The sequence below is a fragment of the Pseudomonas sp. NFPP02 genome, assembly GCF_900119355.1.
Classification (GTDB): Bacteria; Pseudomonadota; Gammaproteobacteria; order Pseudomonadales; family Pseudomonadaceae; genus Aquipseudomonas; species Aquipseudomonas paracarnis.
In genome coordinates, this window is record NZ_FPJI01000005.1 from 166668 (window position 1) to 191895 (window position 25228).

Sequence of the window (25228 nt, forward strand, 5' to 3'; positions counted from 1 at the left end):
GGTCATCGGGCAAGCTCTTCAGTACCCGCGCTCGAAATCCACTTCCCCGCGTAGCGCTTGCTTGGCCTGATACGCCCGCAGGTTCTGCACAAACAACTCCACCATCATTGGCGGCGAGGTCGGGGCCGAGCTGTGCCCGGTCAACAGCAAACCCCACGCCGTCCAGAACGGGTGGCGTTGCGGCAAGGGCTCCTGGCGGCACACGTCGATCACCGCGCCGGCCAGGTGCCCTTCTTTGAGCGCCTCGACCAGATCGGCGTCCACCACCGCCACGCCGCGTCCGACGTTGATAAACAACCCGGTGGGCTGGAATTGCTTGAACAGCGCCGCGTCGTACAGGTCATGGGTATCAGGCGTGTTGGGCAGCAGGTTGATCACGTAATCCACCTCCCCCACCAGCCGGCCCAACTGGTCGAGCCCCGCCACTTCGATAAACGGTGCCTGCTCGCGGGCCTGGCTGGCGATGCCATACAACTGCACGCCGAACGGCAGCAGAAACTCGGCCACGCGCTGGCCGATGTCACCGGTGCCGACGATCAGCGCCTTACGCCCCGCCAGGCTCTGGCCCATGCGGTTATCCCATTTGCGCTCCACCTGGCTGACCAACCGCGCCAGCACTTCGCGCTCGTGGCCCAGCATGTAGGTGAGGACAAACTCGGCCATGACCTGGCCAAAAATGCCTACCGCGCGGGTCAGCCGGTAGTCGCGTGGCAAGCCATCGGCCAGCAGGGGCGTGATGCCCGCCCAGGTCGATTGCAGCCATTGCGGATGATGGCCCTGGCGCAGCAGGGTAGCCAACAGATCGGGCTGGCCCAGCCACACCGGACAGTCGGCGGCCAGGCGCGAGAGTTCGGCCGAGTCGCCGCTGGTCAGCACTTCGAGGTCTGGGGCGGCGTCCCTGAGCAATTGGGCGTAGAGCGGATGATCCTGTTCAGCAATCAGAACACGCATGGTTCAAACCTTTGAAAAAACAGTGCAGACGGCCGCCCGCATCCTTACGGCCACCGTCCTCTAATACGATTCCATTGAAGCTGTGCCCTGAAGCGGGCACTGGTCGATCACATCGGGTCGTTGCGGCGCAGCAGCTCTTCGGGCAAGTGCTCGATGTACTCGTCCTCGGCCGGCGGCATTTGCAGGTGGTAGCCCTGCTTGTCGAGGTTTTCCAGCACCACGGCGATGTCTTCGCGCGACAGCTTGCGCTCCGGCGTCAGCACCATGTCAAAGGCGTGATGCGCCTTGCCAAAGGCTTCCATCAACGGCTCGGGCACGCGCTCCAGGGCATCGCTTTTGAGCACATAGAGGTACATGCCGTCTTTTTTCTTGCTGCGGTAGATGGAGCAAATACGTTTCAAGGCTGTTCTCCGGCATTGGCCAGGCTGTCGAGCAACGCCTGGCCCATCAACTCGCGGCGCCAGCCACGCAGCGAGTCTGGCAATTGGTAAGGCCCATCGGGGTAGCCACTTTTAACCAGGGCTTCGAGGGTTTTCTTGCGCAGCATCAGTTCCGGCGCCATGTCCAGGCGCTCGGCGAAGGTTTGGCCCAGGGCACGCAGTTGCTTGATCAACGCTGCAGCGTCCACCGGTAACGGCTCTGCCACGGCAGGCGGCCATTGGTCCATGGGCAGGCTGGCAGTGCGTTTGATCAGGTCCAGCAGGAACTGGCCGTCCTGGCGCACCGTACGCGGGTGCATGTCTTCGATCTTGCCCAGGGCGGCGAGGTTATCCGGCTGGGATTTGGCCAGGGGCCATAACGAGTGCTCGCGAACGATGCGGTTGCGCGGCAAGTCGCGGGCACGGGCCTGCTGCTCGCGCCAGGCGCAGAGCTCACGCAGCACTGCGAGTTGGGCACGGGACAATTTCCACGCCAGCTTGGCGTCGCGGTACAGCTCGTAGGGGTCGATCTCACGGCGCAGGTTGGCCACCAGTTCGGCGCCGTCTTCCAATACCCACGCGTATTTGTCGTCCGACAGTTGCGGGCGCAGGCGGGTGTAAACCTCGGCCAGGTGCACGGCGTCTTCGGCGGCGTAGCTGACCTGCGTCTCTGACAATGGCCGCTGCAGCCAGTCGGAGCGGGTTTCGCCCTTGGGCAGCTCGATATCCAACACCGCCTGCACCAGGCGCGAGTAGCCCATGGAGAAACCGAGGTTGAGGTACGCCGCCGCCAATTGGGTGTCGAACAACGGCACTGGCAAGCTGCCAGTCAGGCGCAACAGCACTTCCAGGTCTTCGCTGCAGGCGTGCACCACCTTGATCACCGCCGGGTTCTCCAGCAAGGCGGCCAAGGGTTGCCAATTGTCGATAGTCAGGGGGTCGATCAGGTAAGCGCGCACGCCATCACCGATCTGGATCAGCCCGGCAATAGGGTAAAAGGTGTCGACCCGCATGAATTCGGTGTCGAGGGCGACGAATGGCAACTGCTGCCATTCGGCGCAATGCTGGCCGAGGCTATCGTTGTCGCAGATCCAGTGAATATCGATGGCCACACGGCTCTCCCTTGAAGAATGGCGCGCAGTATATATCGCGAAAGGGGCTTGCGAGCATCCGCAGTGCACACGCCATCATGAAAACTCCGACAGGAGATGAAGAATAGTCCGACAAACGGGCGTTATCCTCTCTTACGCAAAACGTAGACGCACCATCGCCGCGAGCCCGGCAGGAACTCTTGGTAATTGAGGATTTTGAAGCCGGCTTGGCGAAACTCGCTCTCTACCGGCGTACCCACGTTCACGGCAACAATCACCGTGTCGCGACTGACGCGGTGAAACTCGTGCAACAACATGAGTCGTGCATCGCTACCGGGCACATGGCGAAACAAATCCAGACAGAAAATGCAGTCCACCGCATTCGCCGAAAGGCCAATGGAAAACGCCGAGCCCTGGAATGTTTTGACACGCTTGAGCAACGCGCCCGGGTGATGGGTGCGCGCGTGATCGAGCATCGCCTGGGAGTTGTCCGAGGCCAGGATCACACGGTTGACGTGTTCGGCCAGCACCGGCCAGAAGCGCCCGGAACCACACGCCAGGTCGAGGATAAGCCCTGGCTCGCCCGCCACTTTCAGGGCCTGGCGTACCAACCGCGCATCGCGCCACGCCGACAGGCGCTGCAACAGCCTGGGCGGACGCGGGTCGCCACAGCCCCTGGCATGCTCACGGTCATAGCGCTCGGTGAATTCGGTCTCGATGGAGGATGGAGGTTGTGGCGACATCGCGGGCTCATGTGAATGAAACGGTAGTGAACGACCTTGATCCGCAGCTTAACCTTCGCAACGTGAAAAAAAGGTCGAAAGCCCACCCCGCTAAAACCGGTCACGCTTGATGCATGTACCACCGCCAATCCTGCTCCCCCACCTCGCCCATGAACTGGCGGTATTCGGCACGTTTGACCGCCAGGTAAACGCTTAGGAATTCGCGCCCGAACGCATCCGGTGCCCAGCGGGAGGTTTCCAGCGCGCGCAAGGTGGTCAGCCAGTCGGTGGGCAGCAGTTCCTTGGCCTGGGCGTAGCCGTTGCCTTGCACCGGGGCGCCAGGGTCGAGCTGTTCGCGGATGCCTCGATGAATCCCGGCCAGGATCGCAGCAGCCGCCAGGTAGGGGTTGGCGTCGGCACCGCAGATGCGGTGTTCGATATGCCGCGATTGAGCCGGGCCACCGGGCACGCGCAGGCTGACGGTGCGGTTGTCCACGCCCCAGGTGGCAGCGAGCGGCGCATAGCTGTTGGTTTGGAAGCGTCGATAAGAGTTGGCGTTGGGGCAGAACATCAACAGTGAATCGAGCAAGGTACTGAGCATGCCGCCCACGGCTTGGCGCAGCAGTGGCGTGCCGTCGGTCGCTTCACTGGCAAACAGGTTATTGCCCTGGGCATCGGCCAGGCTGACGTGCATGTGCATGCCGGTGCCGGCCAGGTCGTCGAACGGCTTGGCCATGAAACAGGCGGTCATTCCATGTTTGTGCGCCACGCCCTTGACCAGGCGTTTGTAGCGCACGGCTTCGTCCATCGCCTGCAGCGCGTCGGTGCGGTGTTCGAGGGTGATTTCCACTTGGCCCGGCGCGTACTCGGAGATAGCTGTGCGCGCCGGAATCCCTTGCAGTTTGCAGGCGCTGTAGAGGTCGGCAAGAAACGGCTCGATCTGCTCCAGTTCGCGCAGGCCGTAGACTTGCGTCGAACGCGGGCGATTGCCATCCACATCCCGCGCCGGTTGCGGGCGGCCGTTGCTGTCAGGCTTTTGGTCGAGCAGGTAGAACTCCAGCTCCGCCGCCATCACCGGGTAATAACCGTCGGCCTTGAGCGCCTCGATAACATTGGCCAGCAGGTGCCTGGGGTCGGCCACGGTGGCGGGCAGACCTTCGGTGGGGTGCATGCTGACTTGCACCGCTGCGGTGGGGATCAAGCGCCATGGCATGCGCTGCAAGCTGCCGCTGATCGGGTAGGCGCGGCAGTCAATATCCCCCACCTCCCAGACCAGCCCGGAGTTTTCTACGTCATCGCCATTGATGGTCAGGCCGAGGATGGTACTGGGCAGAGGCCGGCCACTTTCGTACACCGCCAGCAGTTCGTCGCGGTGCAGCAGCTTGCCGCGCGGTACGCCGTTGTTATCGAGGATAAACAGCTCGAACATCTCAATGTCGGGGTTCTGTTCAAGGAAGGTCTGGGCTTCATGCAGGCTGGCAAAAACACTCATGGGAATTCTCATACGTTTGCGTCAGGCAAGCGCGCAGGCGCCGCCGGGCAGATGCGCACAGGTGCGCGTCATCCTTGGGGGTAGATCAACGTAGGAGAGAGGTATCTGGCGGGCGCGCGTGTCGGCAATGGAACAAGGCCCAGAACGCAAGCGCAGACGGCAATGTCGCGGTGTGAGTGTCGGGGCAAGCGTGCATGCGCGGTCCACAGTGATAGAAAGACTTGAGCGTCACACGCGAGGATACGCGAGTAAATTCAGGCTTGATGGAGTTTGGTTGCAGTTTGGCTAAACATTCACCGCGCCTTGCCACCCTGCCCTGTGCTGGAAATAATGAGACCCCGACCGTGCCCCAAGGATTCGACTCCATGAAAGCGCCTCTGGCCCTCTGTGTACTGGCAAGCCTGGCCAATGTCGCCCAGGCCAACACCGCTGCATCTCGCCTTGACGACGTGATTGCGCGCGGCACCCTCACCGTGTGTACCACCGGCGACTACAAGCCTTACACCTCGCTGCGCAGCGACGGCGGCTATGAAGGTATCGACATTGCCATGGCCGAGTCCCTGGCCAAGAGCCTCAACGCCAAAATCAACTGGGTGCCCACCACCTGGAAAACCCTGATGCCGGACTTTCTGACCCAACGCTGCGACATCGCGGTGGGCGGTATTTCCGTGTCGTTGGAACGTCAGAAAAAAGCCTTCTTCAGCCAGTCTCTCGGGGTCGATGGCAAGATCCCACTGGTGCGCTGCGCCGATGTGCAGCGCTACCAGACGGTGGAACAGATCAATCAGCCCCAGGTGCGAGTGATCGAGCCCGCCGGTGGCACCAATGAAGTGTTTGCCCGTGCGCACCTGGGCCAGACGCAGATTCGCCTGCATGACAACGTAACGATTTTTGATGAACTGCTGGCGGGCAAAGCCGATGTGATGATTACCGACGCCAGCGAGGCGCGTTATCAGCAGAAGCTCAAGCCTGGGTTGTGTGCGGTCAACCCGGAGCAACCGATGCAGTACAGTGAAAAAGCGTTTTTGTTGCCGCGCGATGATGTGGCCTGGAAGAGTTACGTGGATCAATGGTTGCATTTGAGTGTGGCGACGGGGGCGTATGCGGGGATTGTGGGGCAGTGGTTGGCTGCGCCTTGAATGCGGGGTGTCAGGTAGATCGGTGTTGATTGTCCGGCCGTCATCGCAGGCAAGCCAGCTCCCACATTGGGATCCTGGGGCGTCAGCCCGGTCCTACGCCTTGATCAACGCTACAAACGCCGCACACGCAGCGCTGCGATACGCGCCCTTGCGACTCAGCAGTGCCGCGGTGCGCTGCGGCAACGGTGGATTGATCACCACGGCATGCAGGCCCGCCTGAGCCTCGGCCAGTGCGCGGGGCAGGATGGTTGCCAGGGGCGTGCTGCGCACGATTTCGATGATCGCGCTGATGGAATTGGCTTCCATGGCAATCTGCGGTTTAACCCCTTGCTGGTGGCAGTAGTCGTCGATATAGCGGCGGGTGGCGAAGCCTGTGTTCAGTAGCACCAGGGGCTGTTCGAGCCAGGCTGGTTGTGTGCGTTCTGGATGGCTGGCACTGACGACCAGGCTCAGCTCTTCGACAAACAGCGCCTCACAGTCGATCTCCAGCCCATGCTCGCCGGTAAAGCCGATGCCGATATCCAGCAGGTCCTCGCCCAGGGCGGCTTCGATGCGGTCTTGGGTCAGTTCCTCAATGCTCAAGGTGATGCCGGGATACGACGCATTGAAGCGTGCCAGCAGCGGGCCGATCAGGTAGGCGGTGAAGGTCGGCGTCATGGCCAGGCGCAAATGCCCCCGGCGCAGGTCCTGCACGTCATGTATGGCGCGGGTGCCGGCCTGTAGATCCTGCAAGGCCAGCCGCGCATAACGCACATAGGCCTGCCCCGCGTCGGTCAGGCTGACACTGCGCCCGGAACGGTCCAGCAGTGGCGCGCCCAGGCTTTCTTCCAGTTGCTTGATCTGTTGCGACAAGGTCGGCTGCGACACGTGCAGCGCCTCGGCGGCACGCGTGAAATTGCGATGCTCGGCAACGGCCAGCAAGTAACGGATATGACGCAACAGCATGGGCAGCGCTCCAACTATAGGCATGACTTATAGAAAGCATAATAAACCGGTCTTGGACGCTATAGCCGAAAACTTCCATCCTTGCCCCATCAGCGACGCAAGGAGAACCACCATGCAGCACCTCATCGACGGCTTTCGCAAATTCCAACGTGAAGCCTTTACCCCGCGCAGTGACTTGTTCAAACACCTGGCGACCACGCAAAACCCCGGCACCTTGTTCGTGTCCTGCTCTGACAGCCGCGTAGTCCCCGAGCTGTTGACCCAGCAGGAACCCGGTGACCTGTTCGTCATCCGTAACGCCGGCAACATAGTGCCGTCCTACGGCCCGGAACCGGGAGGCGTGTCGGCCACAGTCGAATATGCCGTAGCGGTGCTGGGCGTCAGCGACATTGTGATTTGCGGGCACTCGGACTGCGGTGCAATGACTGCAATTTCTACCTGCAAATGCCTGGACCACCTGCCCGCCGTGGCCAACTGGTTGCGCCATGCCGAGTCGGCCAAGGTGATCAATGCAGCCCGTACGCATGCCTCGGACGCTGCCCGCCTGGATGCCTTGGTGCGCGAAAACGTGGTCGCCCAACTGGCTAATCTCAAGACCCACCCTTCGGTCGCCCTGGCGCTGGAACAAGGCCGGATGAACCTGCATGGCTGGGTGTACGACATCGAAACCGGCGGCATCGACGCTTTGGACGGGCACACCGGGCGCTTCGTCTCCCTGCTCGACCACCCCAGCACCCGCGCCCACGCCGCCTGAACCTTATTCAACCCAAGAGGACGTCACCATGTTGCAATCCCAATTCGCCCAAACCCCACGCCTGGCCCTGGCCGACACCGTTATCGACCTCAAGGCACGCAAAAACCTGTCGTGGCAGGACCTCACCGACGGCACCGGGCTGAGCCTGGCATTCGTCACCGCAGCCCTGCTCGGCCAGCACCCGCTGCCCAAGGAGGCGGCCGACATCGTGTGCGGCAAACTCGGCCTTGACGAGGACGCCAGCCGACTGCTGCAAAGCGTCCCACTGCGCGGCAGCTTCCCGAGCGGTGTGCCGACCGACCCAACCATGTACCGTTTCTACGAAATGCTGCAGGTCTACGGCTCTACCTTGAAGGCCCTGGTGCATGAGCAATTCGGCGACGGCATCATCAGCGCCATCAACTTCAAGCTGGACATCAAGAAAGTCGAAGACCCGGACGGCGGCTCCCGTGCGGTCATCACCCTGGACGGCAAATACCTGCCGACCAAACCCTTCTGATTTGCCGCCAACCGTCTACGCTCTTGGCACACCAACAAGAACGAGGGACGGGTAAATGAAGAGACTGCTCCGATTCACCTGGCTGCTGCTGTTGTGTTGCAGCCAGGTGCATGCCGCCAAGGCACAGGAAGCGGATGCCCAAGCCGCCAAGGCCCTGCTGGAAAAAGCCTTGGCGTACTACCACAAGCAAGGTGACAAGGCCTTCGCCGCCTTCAGCCGTCAGGGCGAGTTCATCGACCAGGACCGCTATGTGTTTGTGGTCGATACAAAAGGCGTGCTGTTGGCCAGTGGCGGGCCCTCCTCCGCGCTGATCGGTCGCGATGTGTCCGAGGTGCTCGGGCCCGACCTGCAAGCCTCGTTCAAACAAGCCCTTAGCGTGCCCGAAGGCCAGGGTATCCAGCAGGCTGACTATCGCTGGCAGAACTGGAATGACGGCAAGGTCGAACACAAGCATGTGTTTTATCAGCGGGTGGGCGAACGCATCCTGGCGGTCGGTTATTACTTGCCGCGCGCCACGCCGGAACAGGCACGGGCGCTGCGCAACAAGGCGGTGGAGGCGTTAGTCAAGGATGAAACCGGCACGCTCAAGGCGATCAACTCTTTGCAGGGTGGCTTCCTGCAAGATGACCTGTACGTGTTTGTGGTGGACCTGAACACCCGGCGCTACGTCGCCCACGGCACCAACCTGCGCCTGATCAACACCGATTTTGCCAAGATCAAGGACCCGGATGGCAAACCGGTGGGTGTGCCGATCCTCCAGATGATGGCCGAACAGGACCAGGGCGAATACAAATACCGCTGGAAAAACCCGGTGACCGGCAAGGTCGAGAACAAGCATGCCTATGTGCGCAAGAGCGGGCATTTCATGGTTACGGTGGGGTATTACAGCCCCTGATCCTGATCGTTCCCACGCTCTGCGTGGGAACGCCGCCTGGGACGCTCCGCGTCCGCTTATCTAACTTTGTCTTCACGGCCGCGCAGTACCCGATTCGGCATCGCTATCGCAGCGGCCAACCCCAGCAGCGACACCGCCGCACTCACCATCAGCAAATGCCGGAACGTCACCGCCAGCTCGTCGCGCAACGCATCCTGCGCCGGGCCGGGTGCGGCGTTGAGGCCGTCGAGCAGTACGTTGCCGGAACTGCCTTCGGCCACCAGTGCGCCGCTCGTCAAATGGGCGAAACTGGAATCGTGCAACAGCGCCAGCAGCAACGCCGACATGCAAGCCACCCCCACTGCCCCGCCCAGGGAGCGAAAGAGGTTGGTGGTGCTGGTGGCCACACCGATATCCCGTTGCTCTACCGAGTTCTGCGTCCCCACCAACGAGGTCGGGAACTGCATGCCGGCGGCGATACCGCACAACAACATGAAGACGCTGGTAAGCGCCACCGCCTGGGGGGCGCTGTAGGCCATGCCGAGAATCGCCAGCGGGCTCAACACCGCGCCGCTGAGGATCATCGGTTTATAGCGGCCGGTCACCGAGGTCATGCGCCCGGCGAAATACGCGCCCATCGGCAAGCCCATCGCCAACGGCAGCAAGTGCAGGGCTGCGCTGTCGGCACCAGCGCCGGTCACGGTCTGGTAGCGCAGGGGCATCAGCACCGTCAGGGAAATCGCCTGGAAGCTGGTGACGAAAATCGTGCACCAGCACAACACCGCACTGCGGTTGGCAAACAAGTGCATCGGCAACAGCGGTTCCCGTGCGCGGCGTTCGTGCCATACATACACGCTCAAGGCCAGCAGGGCACAGGCCAGCAACCCCAGCACTTGATCGTCACGCCACGAATGGCCCTGGCCGATTTCAGTGATGCCCAGCAACAAGGCGGTGAGGCCGACGATCATCAGCACCGTGCCGAGGTAATCGATGATCGGCTTGCGCTGCGGCACCGGCAGCCCCACCAGAGTGCGATGGGCCACGTACCAGGCACCGACGCCCAGTGGCAGGTTGATCAAAAACACCCATCGCCACGACAGGTACTCGGTCATATAACCGCCCAGTACCGGCCCGGCCACGCTGGCCACCGCGTACATGCTGCTGAAATACCCCTGATAACGTCCCCGTTCGCGGGGAGGAATAATGTCGCCAATGATCGCCTGGCTCACCGAGACCATCCCGCCAGCGCCGATACCCTGCAGAACCCGCGCCAGCACCAGTTGCTCCATGCTTTGCGCAAGGCCGCAGAACAGCGACGCGAGGGTGAACACGCCCATGCCGATGAGCATCATGGGGCGGCGCCCATACAGGTCACCGAGCTTGCCGTAGATCGGCACCGCCACGGTCATCGCTACCATGTAGCCGGAGATCACCCAGGCGAGCAGGTTGACGTCATGGAACTGTGCGGAAATGGCCGGCATGGACACGGCGACAATGGTCTGGTCCAGGGCACCCAGGAAGATCGCCATCATCAGCGCGACCAGGATACTGCGAACGGCGGGAACGGTTGGAGCAGGCTGATTGAGGTGTGTCACGGCAGAACCTTCGAGCAGGGCCCACAGGCAACGGTCACCGGTGGGAATGCTCGATACGATAGCAGGCTATTCGATAGGCTCGTAAGGAAGGCCGACGTAATTTTCTGCGATGGTTTTACGCCCAGCCTCAGAGCGAATGAAATAGTCCAGTTCGCTTTCGGCAATACGCTGGCTGAAGTCATCCGCCTGGGGAAACTGATGCAGCATCGAGGTCATCCACCAGGAAAACCGCTCGGCTTTCCACACTCGGCGCAGGCAGATTGCCGAGTATTTTTCCAGCAAGTCCAGGCGCCCTTCGCGGTACACCTTGAGCAAGATGCGGAACAAGGTGCTCACATCACTGGCTGCCAGGTTCAAGCCCTTGGCACCAGTGGGCGGCACAATGTGCGCGGCATCGCCGAGCAGGAACAGGCGCCCGTACTGCATGGGTTCCACCACAAAGCTGCGCAGCGGCGCGATGCTTTTCTCGATTGACGGGCCGGTCACCAATTGTTCGGCCAATGAGCCGGGCAGGCGGCTTTTGAGTTCATCCCAGAAACGTTCATCCGCCCAGTCTTCCAGCTTCTCTTCGACCGGCACTTGCAGGTAGTAACGGCTGCGGGTCGGCGACCGCATGCTGCACAGCGCAAAACCCCGCGCATGTTTGGCGTACACCAGTTCGGCATGTACCGGCGGCGTGTCGGCCAGCACGCCCAGCCAGCCGAAGGGATAGACCCGTTCGAACACCTTCAGCGCTTGCGCCGGTATCGACTGGCGGGCCACGCCATGGAAACCGTCGCAGCCGGCAATGTAGTCGCACTCCAGGCGACAGGCTTGGCCTTCATGCTCGAAGGTCAGCCATGGCTGTTCACTTTTCAGGTCATGGGGCTGAACATTGGAGGCTTCGTACAGGGTAATGGCACCCGCGGCTGCGCGGGCGGCCATCAGGTCGCGGGTGACCTCGGTCTGGCCGTAGATCATCACCGACTGGCCGCCGGTCAAGGCCTTGAGGTCGATGGAGGTGAGTTGGCCATTGAGGGCAATATCAAACCCGTCGTGCACCAGACCCTCGGCGTCCATGCGTTGGCTGACGCCGGCTTCGCGCAGCAGGTCGACCATGCCCTGTTCCAACACACCGGCGCGGATACGGCCTTGTACGTAATCGGCGCTCTGACGCTCTAGAACGAGGGTCTGGATGCCAGCGTTGTGCAGCAGTTGGCCGAGCAGCAATCCGGAAGGACCGGCACCAATAATGGCGACTTGGGTTTTCAGGGTTTTCATTATTTTTATGACCTTCAAGCTTCACGCGAACGTATGGAGTGAAAGAGTTGTCATTGCTCTTGTGGCTGACATTTTTCACTTGAGTGAGGCTCATAAGAAGGTGAAAACTGCGTCAAAACCTGTGCTTTTCGCCAATCGGGGCGATTACCGAACCATTATCCTGAGTATCGGATTGAAACCATGACCAAAACCGCGATTCCGGTCTTCAAGCTTTACGGGGAAAGCCAGCAGTGGCCGACTCCCGATTTGTTGCACTGCGAAACCATTTCCCGGCGCAGTCGGGAATACCAGTGGGAAATCCAGCCCCACCGGCACGCGGACCTGTGCCAGTTGCTGTATGTGCACAAAGGCCAGGCACAACTGGAAATCGAGGGCCAGCGCACCACGCTTAACGAGTCGAGCCTGCAAGTGCTGCCACCGCTGTGCGTGCATGGCTTTCGTTTTTCCGAGGACGTGGAAGGGTTTGTGGTAACGCTTTCGGCGCCGCTGGTCAGCCACTTGCAGGCGCAACTGGGCTCTACCGTCGATGGCCTGCACACACTTGGCAGCTACCCGGCGGGCAAGGACAGCGATTACTTGAACAGCCTGTTCGTACGCTTGCAGGACGAATACGCCGATGACCAACCGGCACGGGACATGATGCTGCACGCCTTGGTCAGCGTGTTGTTGGTATGGGTCAGCCGCCAGGCGATCCAGCGCCGCCATCCACGCGCGCCGCGGGGTCGTGAGTACTTTCGGCGGTTTACGCAACTGGTCGAACAGCATTACCGCGAACACCCGAAGATTGAAGACCTGGCCCACAAGCTGGGCATCTCGGTCTCACATTTGAACGGGACGTGTCGGGAATTGGGTGGGCAACCGGCATTGCAGATCATGCATGACCGCCAATTGCTGGAAGCCAAGCGCCTGCTGACCTACACCAGCATGACCATCAATGAAATGTCCGAGGTGCTGGGTTTTTCCGACCCGACCAACTTCTCACGGCTGTTTCGCCGCAGGGTCGGGTTTTCACCCAAAGCGTTTCGTGAACAACTGAAGGCAGAGCAGCCTACCTGAGCGCACTGAAACTGCCGGTGCGGGGAACGCATTGGTCCTGATGGCAGCTGATAGCGAACGCCGCTGGCTGCATGCGCGTTTGCTCGACGCGGTAGGCGGCAGTCCCATACAGCGCTGTTGCCAATGCGCAGAGGGTGAAAATTGTCAGGTACTTTCTGGTTTTAATGCTCATGGCACAGACCTCTGAACGGATCTACAGGGTGCTGTTTAAAGCATAGGTCAACTTGCCCTGATGCGATGCCATTCAGCGCGCTTATTTCAGCTCAAAGCCCGACATCCCAACCCGGCTCTTCAGGAAAGCGCAGCACCAGGAAATCCAGGAGGCTACGCAACGCCGAAGGCATGTGTTTGCGTGAGGCGTACACCGCATAGATGTTCATTTGTCGTGGCTCGGCGTGCGGCAGCAAGCGCACCAACTCCCCACTGCGAATCAGCTCGCCGGCCTGATAACTGGGCAGCATTGCCACCCCTGCCCCGGCCAGCGTCACGCGCATTAACGTGCTGGCCTCGTTGGCCGTGATATTGCCGTGGACCGGCACCGACACGTGCTCTCCGTTTTCTTCGAAATGCCACAGGCTCTTGCCGAAGTAGGAGTGAGTCAGGCAATTGTGCCGGGCCAGGTCTTCGACTTTCTGCGGCGCCGGATGCTCGCGCAGATAAGCCGGTGTGGCGCACACCACCGAGCGACATACGGTCAGGCGCCGGGCGATCAGGTTAGGGTCCAGATCATTGCTGGTGCGGATCGCCAGGTCGATGCGCTCGTCCACCAGGTTCACCGTGCGATCAAGCATCTGCAAATCCACCGTCACCAGGGGGTAAAGCTTGACGTATTCGGCAATCGCCGCGCCCAGCTGCGCTTGGCCGAACGAGGTGCTGACGCTCAGGCGCAACAGACCTCGGGGTGCATCATCGGGTTCGCTGACGGCGGCCTGCATATCCCCACACAAGTCCAACAATTGCCGGCAACGCGGTAGTGTTTCCCCCCCGGCGGCAGTGAGGCTGAGCTTGCGCGTGGTGCGGTGCAGCAGGCGTGCACCCACCCAGTCTTCCAGCTCCGCCAGGTAACGCGAGACCACCGGGCGCGACAGGTCAAGGTGGTCGGCGGCGGCGGATTGGCTGCCCAGGTCCACCACGGTGACAAACACGCGCATTGCTTGAAGACGATCCATGATTTGCCCGCTTTTAGAAACAAACTATGTCCCAGCATCGCATTTTTTGTCGCGTTTTATGCAACTAAGCTCTGTGCATCCCTTATCTATGGCAGGAGCTGCCCGATGTTCTCGACCTTCAAACGCTTGACCCTGGCTACTGCCGCCCTGGCATTCGCTGCCCACGCAGCGGCGGCAGAGCTGAAACTGGACGTGTACAACCCAGGCGAAGCCGCGATCTTCCCGGTCAGCTCGGTGCTGGTGAGCGGCGAGAAAGACGCGATCCTGGTGGATGCGCAATTCGGCAAAGGCCAAGCCGAGCAACTGGTGCAGAAGATCCGCGCCAGCGGCAAACGCCTGACCACCATCTACATCAGCCATGGCGACCCGGACTACTACTTCGGCCTGGACACCCTCACCGCCGCTTTCCCCGACGCCAAGGTGCTGGCGCCGCAGCCGGTGGTCGACCATATCAACGCCACTGTCGCCGACAAGCTGGCCTTCTGGGGCCCGAAAATGGGCGCAGACAAACCGGCCAAGACCCTTGTACCGCAGGTACTTAAAGGCCACAGCCTGACCCTGGAAGGACAGCAGCTTGAAGTGGTGGGCCTCGACGGCCCGCAGCCAGATCGCAGCTTTGTGTGGATCCCGTCGATCAAGGCCGTGGTTGGTGGTGTGGTTATCGCTGAAAACATCCACGTCTGGATGGCTGATACCCAGAGCGCGCAATCCCATAAAGACTGGTTGGCCACCCTCAAGCGCATTGAAGACCTGAAACCGAACACCGTGGTGCCAGGCCATTACCTGGGCACGCCATCGCTGGCCTCGGTCAACTTCACCGCCGATTACATCAAGGCCTTCGACCTCGAAACCGCCAAGGCCAAGGACTCCGCCGCCCTGATTGCGGCCATGAAAAAACGCTACCCCACCCTCGCCGACGAAAGCTCGCTGGAACTGAGCGCCAAAGTCGCCAAGGGCGAAATGAAGTGGTAACTGGCTTTAAACCTTAACCCTGTTGGAGAACATCATGAGCAAGATTGCAATCATTGGTGCCACCGGCCGCGCCGGTAGCCAACTGCTGGAAGAAGCGCTGCGTCGCGGGCATACCGTCACCGCCATCGCCCGCAATACCGACAAGCTGGCTGTGCGCCCAGGCGTTACGGTCAAACAGGTTGATGCCCTGGATGCCGAGGCCTTGCAACACGCCATCAGCGGTAGCGACGTGGTGATCAGCGCGGCGCACTTCGCCACCCTTCCCGCCAGCGCCGTGATCGGCCCGGTGAAAAAGGCCGGGGTGAAACGTTTGTTGGTGGTCGGCGGCGCAGGTTCGCTGTTGTTGCCCGGTGGCGGGCGCGTGATCGACAGCGAAGGGTTCCCGGCTGAATATAAAGCTGAAGCCAGTGCCGGGGCTGACTTCCTGGAAACGTTGCGTCAGGAAAAGGAGCTGGATTGGACCTTCCTGTCGCCATCGGCCCTGTTCGACGGCACCGAGCGCACGGGCAAATTCCGCCTGGGCAAGGATGAGCTGCTGATGGACAGTGACGGCAATAGCTCGATCAGTTTTGCCGACTTCGCCATCGCCATGCTGGATGAAGTGGAAACACCGAAGCATTCGCGCCAGCGCTTTACCGTCGGTTACTGACCCAACGCCGTCAACGCTAAACACGATGCGAAGCGAGTAGCTCTTGATCTGCTCTTGATCTGCTTTTGATCTTGATATTAAGCGCCCCGTTAAACCACGCTGGCCGGAATTCGACAGGGATTTGGGGGGTAAACCGGCAGGGATGCCGGTTTAGCCGCCCCGCGCCATGGATGGCGCGTGGCGGCGGCCCCCCAAATCACTGGCGGATTACGGGCACACCGAGCCTAGGCGAGGTGCCGAGTGGTGGGGCAAGAGCCCTTTTGGTTACTTTTGGGGCTCTTTTCCAAAAGTGACCCGCTGTAAAAGCGGAACCCTAGGTGGCCGTTACCGCAGGAATGGATATGTACACAATCCAACTGTGTCGCCTGCCAGGCCGCCTTCGCGAGCAAGCCCGCTCCCACAGTTGGATTGCGGGGGTGTCAGGTAGATATGTGTCGCCTGGGAGGCCGTCATCGCGAGCAAGCCAGCTCCCACATTTGGATCGCGGCGAGTCAGGTAGATTGGCGTTGGCTGTCATCCCACACTGGCTTCACTGACCAACCAATCCATCAGCGCGACCAACCCAACCGACGGTTCCTTCCCCGGCGGATACACCAGGAAATACCCCATCCCCGTCGACACCCGCAGTTCAAACGGCATCGCCAACCGCCCCGCCTTCAGATCCTCGCCAATCAGCGCACTGTCGCCCATCGCCACCCCGGTGCCCTGGGACGCTACGGTCATTGCCAAGTCCAAGGTTTCGAAGTGGTGCCGTTGGATGGGATCGCTCAAGCAGGCATTGGCAGCCTTGAGCCACAACGTCCAATCGCGCTCGTCTCGGGTCGGGTGCAACAGTACCTGATGCTGCAAATCCTGCGGCGTACGCAAACTGCCCAGCAACCCAGGCACGCAGACCGGCGTGAGACGCTCGTCGAACAGATGCCGCGCCTCGGCGGACTGCTCGGCGATGGGCCCGTAGATCACCGCCGCGTCAAACGTCTCACGACGAAAGTCGACGTTATAGGCCACCGTCGTGGTGAGCTCCACCGGCACATCCGGGCGTTCTTTTTGCCATTGCAGCAAGCGCGGCAACAACCAGCGCATCACGCAGGTGGACGCTTTGAGCTGCAAGGTGCGGCGCCGGTCACCGATGTGCTCCACCGCGTCAGCGAGCAAGCCAAACACCTGTTGCGCGCACGCCAGCCATTCGCGCCCCTCCTCCGTCAGGCTCAAGCCCCGCGCCTGGCGCCGGAACAAGGCATAGCCCAACTGGCTTTCCAACCCGGCCACCTGCCGGCTCACCGCGCCCTGGGTGATGTGCAGGTGTTCGGCGGCACGGGTGAAGTTGCAGCACTGGGCCGTGACCCAGAAGGTGTGCAACGCAGGTAACGGAGGGAGGCGTTTCATCGGGGCGCAGCCATGACGGGAGGACATGGCGAGTATGACTTTTTATCGATTGTTGCCGCCACCGGCCAACCGCTCCAATAGCGCTTCGAATCCATCACAAGAGCGACCTGTATGGCGACCTGCGGCGAAGTATTGGTGCACCTCCTGGAACGCTACGGCGTGGACCACGTGTTCGGCATTCCCGGCGTGCACACCGTGGAGCTGTACCGGGGCCTGGCGCGTTCCAGTATCCGACATGTCACCCCGCGCCACGAACAGGGCGCCGGCTTCATGGCCGACGGTTATGCGCGCACCTCTGGCAAGCCCGGCGTGTGCTTTATCATCACCGGCCCCGGCATGACCAATATCACCACCGCCATGGGCCAGGCCTATGCCGACTCGATCCCGATGCTGGTGATTTCCAGCGTGCAGGCACGCAGCCAGTTGGGCGGCGGGCGCGGCAAGTTGCATGAACTGCCGAACCAGAGCGCGCTGGTGGCCGGGGTGGCGGCGTTCTCCCATACCTTGATGTCAGCGGCCGAACTGCCCGCCGTGCTGGCGCGGGCGTTTGCGTTGTTCCAGGCTGGTCGGCCGCGCCCGGTGCATATCGAGATCCCCCTTGATGTGTTGGTGGAAAATGCCGACGCGTTGCTGGGCAGCACGCCTGTCAGCGTCACCCGTGCCGGCGCAGCACCGGCTGCCATTGAGCAGATGCGCCAGTGGCTGGCTGCGGCCAAGCGCCCGCTGATTCTGGCCGGTGGCGGCGCCATTGACGCCGCCACCGAACTGACCCACCTCGCAGAAACCCTCGGCGCGCCCGTGGCCTTGACCATTAACGCCAAGGGCATGTTGCCCGCCGCGCACCCGCTGCTGATCGGCTCCACGCAGACACTGCCCGCCACCCGTGCCTTGGTGGCTGAAGCTGACGTGGTATTGGCGATCGGCACCGAGTTGGCGGAGACCGACTACGACGTCACCTTCGCCGGCGGTTTCAACATTCCCGGAACGCTGCTGCGCATCGATATCGACCCGGACCAGACCGTACGCAACTACCCGCCCCAAGTGGCACTGGTGGCCGATGCGCGCATTGCCGCCCAAGCCCTGCTTACCGAAATCAACCGCCAGCCGCTGGCGCCGCGCACTGCCGACTGGGGTGCAGCACGCGTCGCCCGTTTGTGGGCCGAGCTGGAACCTGCCTGGGGCGCTTCGACGCGTGCGCAAACCCGGTTTCTCAACGCCGTTCTGGAGGAATTGCCCGGCGTGGTGTTCGTGGGCGACTCCACTCAACCGGTGTACAGCGGCAACCTGACCCTTAACCTCGACCACCCACGCCGCTGGTTCAATTCCTCCACCGGTTACGGCACCCTGGGTTATGCCCTGCCCGCCGCCATGGGTGCCTGGCTCGGGCGCGGCGATGGCCAAGCGGTGGTGTGCCTGATCGGCGACGGCGGTTTGCAATTCACCTTGCCGGAACTGGCCAGCGCGGTGGAGGCCCGTACTCCTGTGATCGTGCTGCTGTGGAATAACCAGGGTTATGAAGAGATCAAGAAATACATGGTCAACCGTGATATCGAGCCGGTGGGTGTGGACATCTACACGCCGGACTTTATCGGCGTGGCCACGGCCCTGGGTTGCGCGGCAGAAAGCATCCGCGGCATCGAACATCTTCGCACCGCATTGCATGCTGCTGCTGACCGCCAGGGGCCGACGCTGCTTGAAATCGACCAAGGGCGGTGGGAGTTGACGAATCTGTAATCCCGCAACGCTGGACCTGTGGCGGGGGAGCTTGCTCCCGTGACGCCCTGCCAGCCAACGCCCTATGCGCGCTTACCTCACCACTCGGCATCCGCATTTTTTCAATAGCCCCTGCGACTTTCTGATTTGCCCCGCTGCACGCTCCATGGCCTGATTCGCCCTTGTTCATTCAAGGCAGGCCCATGGAAAACGTTCAGGCAAAATCCACCTCGGCACTATGGCTGATGATCAGCGTAGTGCTCGTCGCTCTCAACTTGCGCCCCTCGATGGCGGCCGTGGGGCCCTTGCTGGCGTCGATTCGTGCGGATGTGCCGCTAAGTTTCAGCAGCGCCGCCTTACTGACCATGTTGCCGGTCATGGCCATGGGCCTGGCGATGTTCTTTGGCATGGGCCTGGCCAAGCGCGTGGGCGAGCATCGCAGCATTGTGCTGTCGCTGCTGGTGATTGGGCTGGCGACCTTGTCGCGGTTGTTCCTGGATTCGGCACTGGAGCTGATAGTGAGTGCCATCGCGGCGGGAGTCGGCATTGCGCTGATTCAGGCATTGATGCCGGCGCTGATCAAGTCGCGGTTCAGCGCCAATGTCTCGTTATTCATGGGCCTGTATGTCACCGCGATCATGGGCGGCGCGGCCCTGGCTGCTTCGTTCTCGCCGTTGGTGCAAGCCCGGACCGGCAGTTGGCGTATCGGCCTGGCTATCTGGGCACTGCTGGCGTTGCTGGCCCTGGTGTTCTGGTATGCCCAGCGTGCGGCACTTCCGCCGTTGCCTCAAGCCGGCTCGGGCCCTCAAGAGGCTTTTTTCAGCAATCGCCGCGCCTGGTTGCTGGCGATCTTTTTTGGCCTCGGCACTGCGTCCTACACCTGTGTGCTGGCGTGGCTGGCGCCCTACTACGTCGAGCAGGGTTGGAGTGAACAGAATGCCGGCTTGCTGCTGGGCTTCTTGACCGCCATGGAAGTGATCTCCGGCCTGGTCACCCCGGCCATCGCCAACCGCCGCCAGGATAAGCGTGGCGTGGTGGCGGTGTTGCTGGTGCTGATCATCCTGGGTTTCTGCGGGCTCATTCTCAGCCCGCAACACTGGAGCCTGTTGTGGCCATGCCTGCTCGGCCTGGGGATTGGCGGCCTGTTTCCGATGAGCCTGATCCTGTCCCTGGACCACCTCGACAACCCGCGCCGCGCCGGTGTCCTTACCGCGTTTGTGCAGGGCATCGGTTATCTGATCGCCGGCCTGTCGCCGCTCATTGCCGGCATAATCCGCGACCAATTGGGCAGCTTCGAATGGGCCTGGTGGTCATTGATGGCAGTGAGCGGGCTGATGCTGCTGATCGTCATGCGTTTCAACCCGGCGCATTACGCACGCCATATCCGCTGACGTCGTATTACAAACATTTTTTGTCCCACACAAAACATTGAAGGGTCCTACAGAGCTTTCTATTGGTACGAGCGTTCCGTTAACATTTTGCTCAGTCTTGTACTGAGTTCGGTACAAAGGGTTTACGGACGAAACCGATGCTAAACAGTAACTTGCTCAGAAAGCTCGATATGCAGGATTTGATGGTGTTCATCGCCGTCTACGACCAGAGCAGCGTTACCGAGGTGTCTGAAACGCTGTTCGTCAGCCAGTCCACCGTGAGCTATAGCCTGAAGAAGCTGCGCACCAGCTTTGAAGATGAGCTGTTTATCAACACCCGCGCAGGCATGCGTCCTACGTACAAGGCCACCACCATGTACGAGCACGTGCACAAGATTCTGGAAAGCATCAACCTGTGCCATGCCGGTGGCCAGGCTTTTGATCCGACCCAACAGGCCGTGACCTTCAATGTGTGCGCGCCGGAATATTTCGAACAGTTGATCCTGCCGCGCCTGCTGAAGCGCTTCGACCATGCCGACCTGCCGGTAATCGTCAATGTGCAGAAGCTGGAGACCGACATCCCCGCCGACGACCTGCGTGAGGGTCGCCTGGACTTGGTGATCTGCTTCGGCCCGCACTTTCACCGCGCTCACAAAGACTTCAAGACCCAGATGCTGTTGGAGGACGACTTGGTCTGCGTGTGCGACCAACGCTCAGCGCCGAGAGAACAGGCGTTCAGCCTGCAATCCTTCGTTGAGCGGCGCCACGTATTCCCTACGCCGTGGACCTCCGACACCAACATGATCGATGGCTGGCTTGCGCGCCAGGCCCGCAAGCGTCAGGTGATTGCACGGGCCAACAGCTACAGCGCGGCATTGAAGATGATTGCCGGCACCGACTTCATCGTCACCTTGCCCCGCCGCGTGCAAAAGTTACTGGCACCGGCGCCGGCATTCGGTGTTTGCGAAGCACCTAACGGTTTGCCGGGATTCACCCTGGATATGCAGTGGAACGAAACCAGTGGGCAGGACAGCGCCAATACCTGGTTTCGGGAACAAGTGGTGAAGGTGTGTGCGGATCAGGGTTTGTTATAGGAACGCGCCTGATCAAGCTCTCCACACCCTAATCAGATAGCCAGTGACGTTCGGCGCTTAGTGACAGCCTGTGACGCGACATCCCGAGCGACAGGGCAATCGATATGGCAGTCTGCTATTACTTTGACCATCCACGCCAGAAACTGCTTTACGGCACCTGAACGCTCACGCCCCGGCACGCATACAGCTGAAAACTGCGCGCCCGGAATCTTGATGTCGGGCCTGTAAGGAATCAGCAATCCATTCGCAACATAGTCTGCCGCCAAGACCGTGCTCGCCAGCGTCAAGCCATGCCCGGCAATAGCGGCCTGGAGCGCAAAATGCTCATCGTTGTATTCACGATAGACCGCGTTTGATAGCCAACCTTCATGATTCGCAGCCGCGCACCAGGACGCCCAACTAATTGAAGCGGGCGATGACGTCGCCCAACGTATATTTATAAGTTTCAACGAAGCTTCAACTTCCTCTTGCCTCCAGTGGGCATGAGAGAAAACACCAAACTGTTCGCGCATAAGCGCGTGGCTGTACAAGTCTGGAAAATCGCGAAACCCACAACGAATCGCTAAATCAACAGATGAGTCACGAAACAAATCCACCACTTCATTACTGGTTTCAACACTGACATGAATGTCTGGATGTTCGCTATAAAATTTCGCCAGCCGAGGGATCAACCATAAAGACGCAAATGCCGGCGTGGTAGAAACTCGGAGTGTGTTGGAGTCGGCGGGTGGCTTGAGCGAAGACATACTACCGCTTATATCCAGAAACGAAAGATGCACCTTTGAATATAGCCTCTCACCGTTCGCTGTGAGTTGAACACCGTGGGGAGTGCGCACAAAAAGCATACTGCCCAGTAAGTTCTCTAGTGTTTTTATTTGTTGTGATACTGCCGCTGGGGTAACAAACAACTCCGCGGAGGCTGCTTTAAACCCACCGAGTCTTGCGGCAGATTCAAATGCACGAATGGCTGTCAACGGCAATTTTGCGAACATTAATCAATCCCCCTTCCATGGTAAAAAAACTAAGCCAGGCTTACTTTATCTGATTTGCCTTCGCTTTCATAGAAGTGAATTCTAGGCTACGCCACCTAGCCGGTAACAGGAGGCGCGTCGATCGAGAATGTCGAGTCCATACTGACCGCGCTTGCGGATTGACGAAATTCTTTAGTCTAACTAAATGACACTGGCCTATATACGGTCTACCCCTGAGTGCACTTCAGCGTTCATGGAGTAGGTCTCGTTGCGCCTTTTTTAGAGCAAATGGTGCATTCATGGAAAAGAACATACCTATCATTGACGTCGGTAGTTTGACGCAGGGAGCAGAGATATCACCACGTCTAGTAAAGGAGATCGACAACGCGTGCAGGGAGGTCGGATTTTTCACCGTCGTCAATCACGGTGTAGATAACACGCTTATTTCAACTGTCTTCTCTCAAATAGAATCGTTTTTTGATCTGCCTGTTCAGGCCAAGGAAAAAATCGAAATTCATAAATCCCCCTATATGCGTGGCTACTTTAGCGAAGGCGCTGATAAGTCGGATGGCATATTGGGCGATGTCAAAGAGGGTTTTGACATGGCCGCGGACTTGTCGCTTGACGACGAGTTCGTAAAAGCCAAATTACCTTTTTACGGCCCCAATGTATGGCCAGAGGAATTACCCGACTTCAAGCTTGCGATGAGGGAATATCACTCGCAAATGCTTGCGTTCGGAAAAAAACTGCTAAACGTGTTTGCCCTTGCGCTCAATATGCCGATCGATTACTTCGATGATAAATTCAAGAAGCCGATGGCCCAATTGAGAGTCCTGCGTTATCCCTCCACCCAATATACGCAGGGAGCGCCGATGGGTGCTGGAGAGCATACAGACTTCGGCTGGATCACGATGATCTCGGAAAGTGCCACCGGGGGGTTGGAGGTACAGAGTGCCAACGGCACCTGGATCAAAGTCAAACCCATCCCAAATGCCTTTGTCGTCAATGTCGGGGATCTAATGTCTCGCTGGACGAATGACCGTTACAAGGCAACGCTGCATCGAGTGATAAATACCTCCGGCAAATTACGCCATTCGGCGGCGTTCTTTATGGACCCAGACTACACCGCCAAAGTGGAGTGCCTGCCCAGCTGTTGCGCAGACGGCAGTCCTGCGAAATACGGAGCGATCATCGCGGGTGAGTACATGGACCAGAGGTTCTTGGAAACCACCACATTTCGTGAACTTGAACCCAACTAGTAGGAGTATTGAACGTGCTAGGTAAAGAATACACATTCTATCTATCAGCGATCGTAGCGATACTGGGCACCGTGGGCTATCACATGCTCATGAAGAAAATACCGTCTACGATCAACCCCTTGGTTTCAATTGTCAGTATTTATGTGGCGATCGTTATCCTGTCCACCTTGATGTTGCCGTTTTTTTTGGGCAGTGGAACGTTACTCGCGGGTTTGAAGCAAATGACCTGGCTTCAGGGAGGCATCGCGTTTTGCATCTTGATGATGGAAATCGGCTTTTTGATGATGTATCGCAGTGGATGGGACCTCAGTACGGGCAATATCGTTACCGGCGCCATTATCAATATTGCGCTCGGCTTCATCGGGGTATTTCTGCTTAAAGAAGGACTCTCTTATTTAAATATTGCCGGTGTTTTATTGTGCATCGTCGGCGTGATACTGATCGGCTACAAATCCAGTAGCAGCGAACAACCCGTGGATGCGGATACGCACGCTACGGTCTCGCTAGTACCACCTTCACTGGTGCCAGATGCAACAGCAAAAGAACCCTAGCCAGCCGTACACCTGCAATACATCTTTGGCATTGTGTATGCACACATATTCAAACCCCGCCGTTAGTTCCACATGCGCACGGAAGTGATTACACCTGTCCAGGCATGATCGGTTGTTCAATGCTAGCCCCCAAACCAGCTCAATAAGCGTTTCAGTGATTTTGCTCTTGAAGGTGATGAGATGTCTTTACTGTATGCTGATAATTATCTGCGCGCCATCAAAGACGCCAACGTGAAAACCCTGCTTATTTCAATAGCTAAAGAGCGAAGACTGTTGCCATCGGTGATGATACTAAGTGCAATAGCATCCTTCACTGTAGGGGGCATATTCCTGGCGTATACTCAACAGATCGTTGCGGTACTCGGTGCGATTATCTTGATTGCCCTTGCCAAAATCTGGTCCTGGTACCTGAGCCACGATTGCGCGCACAATTCTGTTTTCAAGTCGAAGAAAGTCAATTCTGTCATCGGAGAGTTGCTGTCTTTCCTTAACGGCCTCTCTTTCTTTTCATTTGAAGCCTATAGAAAAGATCATGTTCGCCATCATGCCGAAAAAATTGATATTGGTGGGTTTGATAGTGGTCACTTTGCTGTCGCTCATCCGAGGCTATTCAGTGCAATCATTGTTGCAGAAAAAATATATCTTCCCGCCTTCTACTATGTGATCAAGCTTACCAATATTTACTCCGTGATATTCAGCGGCAGCAGGCGCGAAGTTGCAAGGGGTATTGGAAGCCTGTGCATTTACATTGTAGCCTTCGCTACGTTTGCCCGGTTCTCCCTGATACTTGTGGTGGTATGGCAAGCCTCCTCCTTCCTTAGGATACACATCGTACGATTCGTCGACTGTTTCCAGCATTCTTTCCAGCAGGTGTATACGGCGGGAGAAAAGCTAACCCATGGAAAACACTACGAAATCCAGAATACCTTCTCCGTACCGGTGGCAAGAAAGTTTACCTTCCTCAATCTGATTATTTTGAATTTTGGTTACCACGCGGCCCACCACTGCTTTCCAACATGCCCTTGGTATATGTTGCCACAACTGGAAGCTGCCATAACCAAACAGTTGAGGCTTTACGGAATAACGGACACAAGAGAAGAAAGCACGCCATTCTTCAACTTCATGACTGCCTACCATCGTGGGCGGTTATCAAGAATCATCAGCACCGATGAAGGACAACCCTACGATGCTGATGGCCAATTTAACACCCACCATTTCACCGGTGCGTACACAGATAAGCTCTTAGGTTGAGTCACCCACTCAGGTCGGGCCTTATCAAAGCATGGACACTGTCAGG

General features: G+C 59.3%; 25 protein-coding genes. 13 read left to right on the plus strand and 12 right to left on the minus strand.

What is annotated here, in order from left to right; genetic code table 11:
- Positions 1-18: 18 nt before the first annotated feature.
- The 5 genes from BT204_RS10875 to BT204_RS10895 form a co-directional block, all read right to left on the minus strand.
- Positions 19-951, minus strand: coding sequence for a D-2-hydroxyacid dehydrogenase (locus tag BT204_RS10875; RefSeq protein WP_054919992.1), 933 nt, complete (start codon positions 949-951; stop codon positions 19-21).
- Between the two features lie 107 nt (positions 952-1058).
- Entirely contained in the window at positions 1059-1352 is a 294-nt protein-coding gene (locus BT204_RS10880; RefSeq protein WP_003189597.1) for a YcgL domain-containing protein, read from the minus strand.
- Complete coding sequence (rnd, locus tag BT204_RS10885; RefSeq protein ID WP_034126618.1) at positions 1349-2482, minus strand: ribonuclease D; 1134 nt, start codon at positions 2480-2482, stop codon at positions 1349-1351. Before rnd ends, BT204_RS10880 begins: the two co-directional genes overlap by 4 nt.
- A gap of 122 nt (positions 2483-2604) precedes the next feature.
- On the minus strand, positions 2605-3204 hold the full coding sequence (locus tag BT204_RS10890; RefSeq protein ID WP_034126617.1) for a class I SAM-dependent methyltransferase: 600 nt from the start codon (positions 3202-3204) through the stop codon (positions 2605-2607).
- 100 nt (positions 3205-3304) lie between these two features.
- Positions 3305-4675 (minus strand): glutamine synthetase family protein, encoded by a 1371-nt coding sequence (locus BT204_RS10895; protein WP_072446800.1) that lies wholly within the window; start codon positions 4673-4675, stop codon positions 3305-3307.
- 365 nt (positions 4676-5040) lie between these two features.
- On the opposite strand from BT204_RS10895, the gene BT204_RS10900 reads away from it, so the two are divergent.
- Entirely contained in the window at positions 5041-5814 is a 774-nt protein-coding gene (locus BT204_RS10900; RefSeq protein WP_072446802.1) for a transporter substrate-binding domain-containing protein, read from the plus strand.
- 93 nt (positions 5815-5907) lie between these two features.
- Here BT204_RS10900 and cynR read toward each other — a convergent pair whose 3' ends face one another.
- Entirely contained in the window at positions 5908-6759 is an 852-nt protein-coding gene (gene cynR, locus BT204_RS10905) for a transcriptional regulator CynR (RefSeq protein WP_034126614.1), read from the minus strand.
- Between the two features lie 112 nt (positions 6760-6871).
- On the opposite strand from cynR, the gene BT204_RS10910 reads away from it, so the two are divergent.
- The 3 genes from BT204_RS10910 to BT204_RS10920 are packed head-to-tail and all read left to right on the plus strand — an operon-like array spanning position 6872 to position 8907.
- Positions 6872-7513, plus strand: a complete 642-nt coding sequence (locus tag BT204_RS10910; RefSeq protein ID WP_003189587.1) for a carbonic anhydrase — start codon at positions 6872-6874, stop codon at positions 7511-7513.
- A 28-nt stretch (positions 7514-7541) separates the two neighbouring features.
- Entirely contained in the window at positions 7542-8012 is a 471-nt protein-coding gene (cynS, locus tag BT204_RS10915) for a cyanase (RefSeq protein WP_014717475.1), read from the plus strand.
- A gap of 55 nt (positions 8013-8067) precedes the next feature.
- On the plus strand, positions 8068-8907 hold the full coding sequence (locus BT204_RS10920) for a cache domain-containing protein (protein WP_072446804.1): 840 nt from the start codon (positions 8068-8070) through the stop codon (positions 8905-8907).
- Positions 8908-8963: 56 nt separating this feature from the next.
- Here the strand turns inward: BT204_RS10920 and BT204_RS10925 are convergent, their stop codons facing one another.
- Together BT204_RS10925 and pobA are read right to left on the minus strand one after the other, a co-directional pair.
- Complete coding sequence (locus BT204_RS10925) at positions 8964-10481, minus strand: MDR family MFS transporter (RefSeq protein ID WP_072446806.1); 1518 nt, start codon at positions 10479-10481, stop codon at positions 8964-8966.
- 66 nt (positions 10482-10547) lie between these two features.
- Positions 10548-11732, minus strand: coding sequence for a 4-hydroxybenzoate 3-monooxygenase (gene pobA / locus BT204_RS10930; protein ID WP_169918859.1), 1185 nt, complete (start codon positions 11730-11732; stop codon positions 10548-10550).
- A gap of 189 nt (positions 11733-11921) precedes the next feature.
- Between pobA and BT204_RS10935 the strand changes: the two genes are divergently transcribed.
- Positions 11922-12797, plus strand: coding sequence for a helix-turn-helix domain-containing protein (locus BT204_RS10935; protein ID WP_014717471.1), 876 nt, complete (start codon positions 11922-11924; stop codon positions 12795-12797).
- On the opposite strand, the gene BT204_RS28110 is transcribed toward BT204_RS10935, so the two are convergent.
- Entirely contained in the window at positions 12790-12969 is a 180-nt protein-coding gene (locus tag BT204_RS28110; RefSeq protein WP_003189580.1) for a hypothetical protein, read from the minus strand. The two genes, BT204_RS10935 and BT204_RS28110, sit on opposite strands and share 8 nt — an antisense overlap.
- 91 nt (positions 12970-13060) lie before the next feature.
- Positions 13061-13966 (minus strand): LysR family transcriptional regulator, encoded by a 906-nt coding sequence (locus BT204_RS10945; RefSeq protein WP_034126609.1) that lies wholly within the window; start codon positions 13964-13966, stop codon positions 13061-13063.
- Between the two features lie 105 nt (positions 13967-14071).
- Between BT204_RS10945 and BT204_RS10950 the strand changes: the two genes are divergently transcribed.
- Together BT204_RS10950 and BT204_RS10955 are read left to right on the plus strand one after the other, a co-directional pair.
- Positions 14072-14938, plus strand: a complete 867-nt coding sequence (locus BT204_RS10950; RefSeq protein WP_060764432.1) for an MBL fold metallo-hydrolase — start codon at positions 14072-14074, stop codon at positions 14936-14938.
- Between the two features lie 34 nt (positions 14939-14972).
- Positions 14973-15587: an NAD(P)-dependent oxidoreductase gene (locus tag BT204_RS10955; protein WP_034126607.1), complete on the plus strand. Its 615-nt coding sequence runs from the start codon at positions 14973-14975 to the stop codon at positions 15585-15587.
- A 513-nt stretch (positions 15588-16100) separates the two neighbouring features.
- Here the strand turns inward: BT204_RS10955 and BT204_RS10960 are convergent.
- Positions 16101-16973: a LysR substrate-binding domain-containing protein gene (locus BT204_RS10960; protein WP_054920015.1), complete on the minus strand. Its 873-nt coding sequence runs from the start codon at positions 16971-16973 to the stop codon at positions 16101-16103.
- Positions 16974-17084: 111 nt separating this feature from the next.
- Here BT204_RS10960 and BT204_RS10965 point away from each other — a divergent pair, with 111 nt between their 5' ends.
- The 3 genes from BT204_RS10965 to BT204_RS10975 all read left to right on the plus strand — a co-directional run bounded on the left by BT204_RS10965 (position 17085) and on the right by BT204_RS10975 (position 21150).
- Positions 17085-18707, plus strand: coding sequence for a 5-guanidino-2-oxopentanoate decarboxylase (locus BT204_RS10965; RefSeq protein ID WP_072446808.1), 1623 nt, complete (start codon positions 17085-17087; stop codon positions 18705-18707).
- Between the two features lie 182 nt (positions 18708-18889).
- The gene (locus BT204_RS10970) at positions 18890-20077 is read left to right on the plus strand and encodes a cyanate transporter (RefSeq protein WP_072446810.1); all 1188 of its coding nucleotides are present in this window, start codon (positions 18890-18892) and stop codon (positions 20075-20077) included.
- Positions 20078-20214: 137 nt separating this feature from the next.
- Positions 20215-21150, plus strand: coding sequence for a LysR family transcriptional regulator (locus BT204_RS10975; RefSeq protein ID WP_034126603.1), 936 nt, complete (start codon positions 20215-20217; stop codon positions 21148-21150).
- 32 nt (positions 21151-21182) lie between these two features.
- On the opposite strand, the gene BT204_RS10980 is transcribed toward BT204_RS10975, so the two are convergent.
- Positions 21183-22142, minus strand: coding sequence for a LysR substrate-binding domain-containing protein (locus tag BT204_RS10980; RefSeq protein ID WP_072446812.1), 960 nt, complete (start codon positions 22140-22142; stop codon positions 21183-21185).
- 278 nt (positions 22143-22420) lie between these two features.
- Between BT204_RS10980 and BT204_RS10985 the strand changes: the two genes are divergently transcribed.
- From BT204_RS10985 to BT204_RS10995, 3 genes are all read left to right on the plus strand, one after another.
- Complete coding sequence (locus BT204_RS10985; protein ID WP_034126602.1) at positions 22421-23380, plus strand: isopenicillin N synthase family dioxygenase; 960 nt, start codon at positions 22421-22423, stop codon at positions 23378-23380.
- Positions 23381-23394: 14 nt separating this feature from the next.
- Positions 23395-23931 carry a hypothetical protein gene (locus BT204_RS10990; protein WP_052199952.1) on the plus strand — a complete coding sequence of 179 codons (537 nt, stop codon included), beginning with the start codon at positions 23395-23397 and terminating at the stop codon, positions 23929-23931.
- A 180-nt stretch (positions 23932-24111) separates the two neighbouring features.
- Positions 24112-25182 (plus strand): fatty acid desaturase family protein, encoded by a 1071-nt coding sequence (locus BT204_RS10995; RefSeq protein WP_072446814.1) that lies wholly within the window; start codon positions 24112-24114, stop codon positions 25180-25182.
- Positions 25183-25228 lie beyond the last annotated feature (46 nt).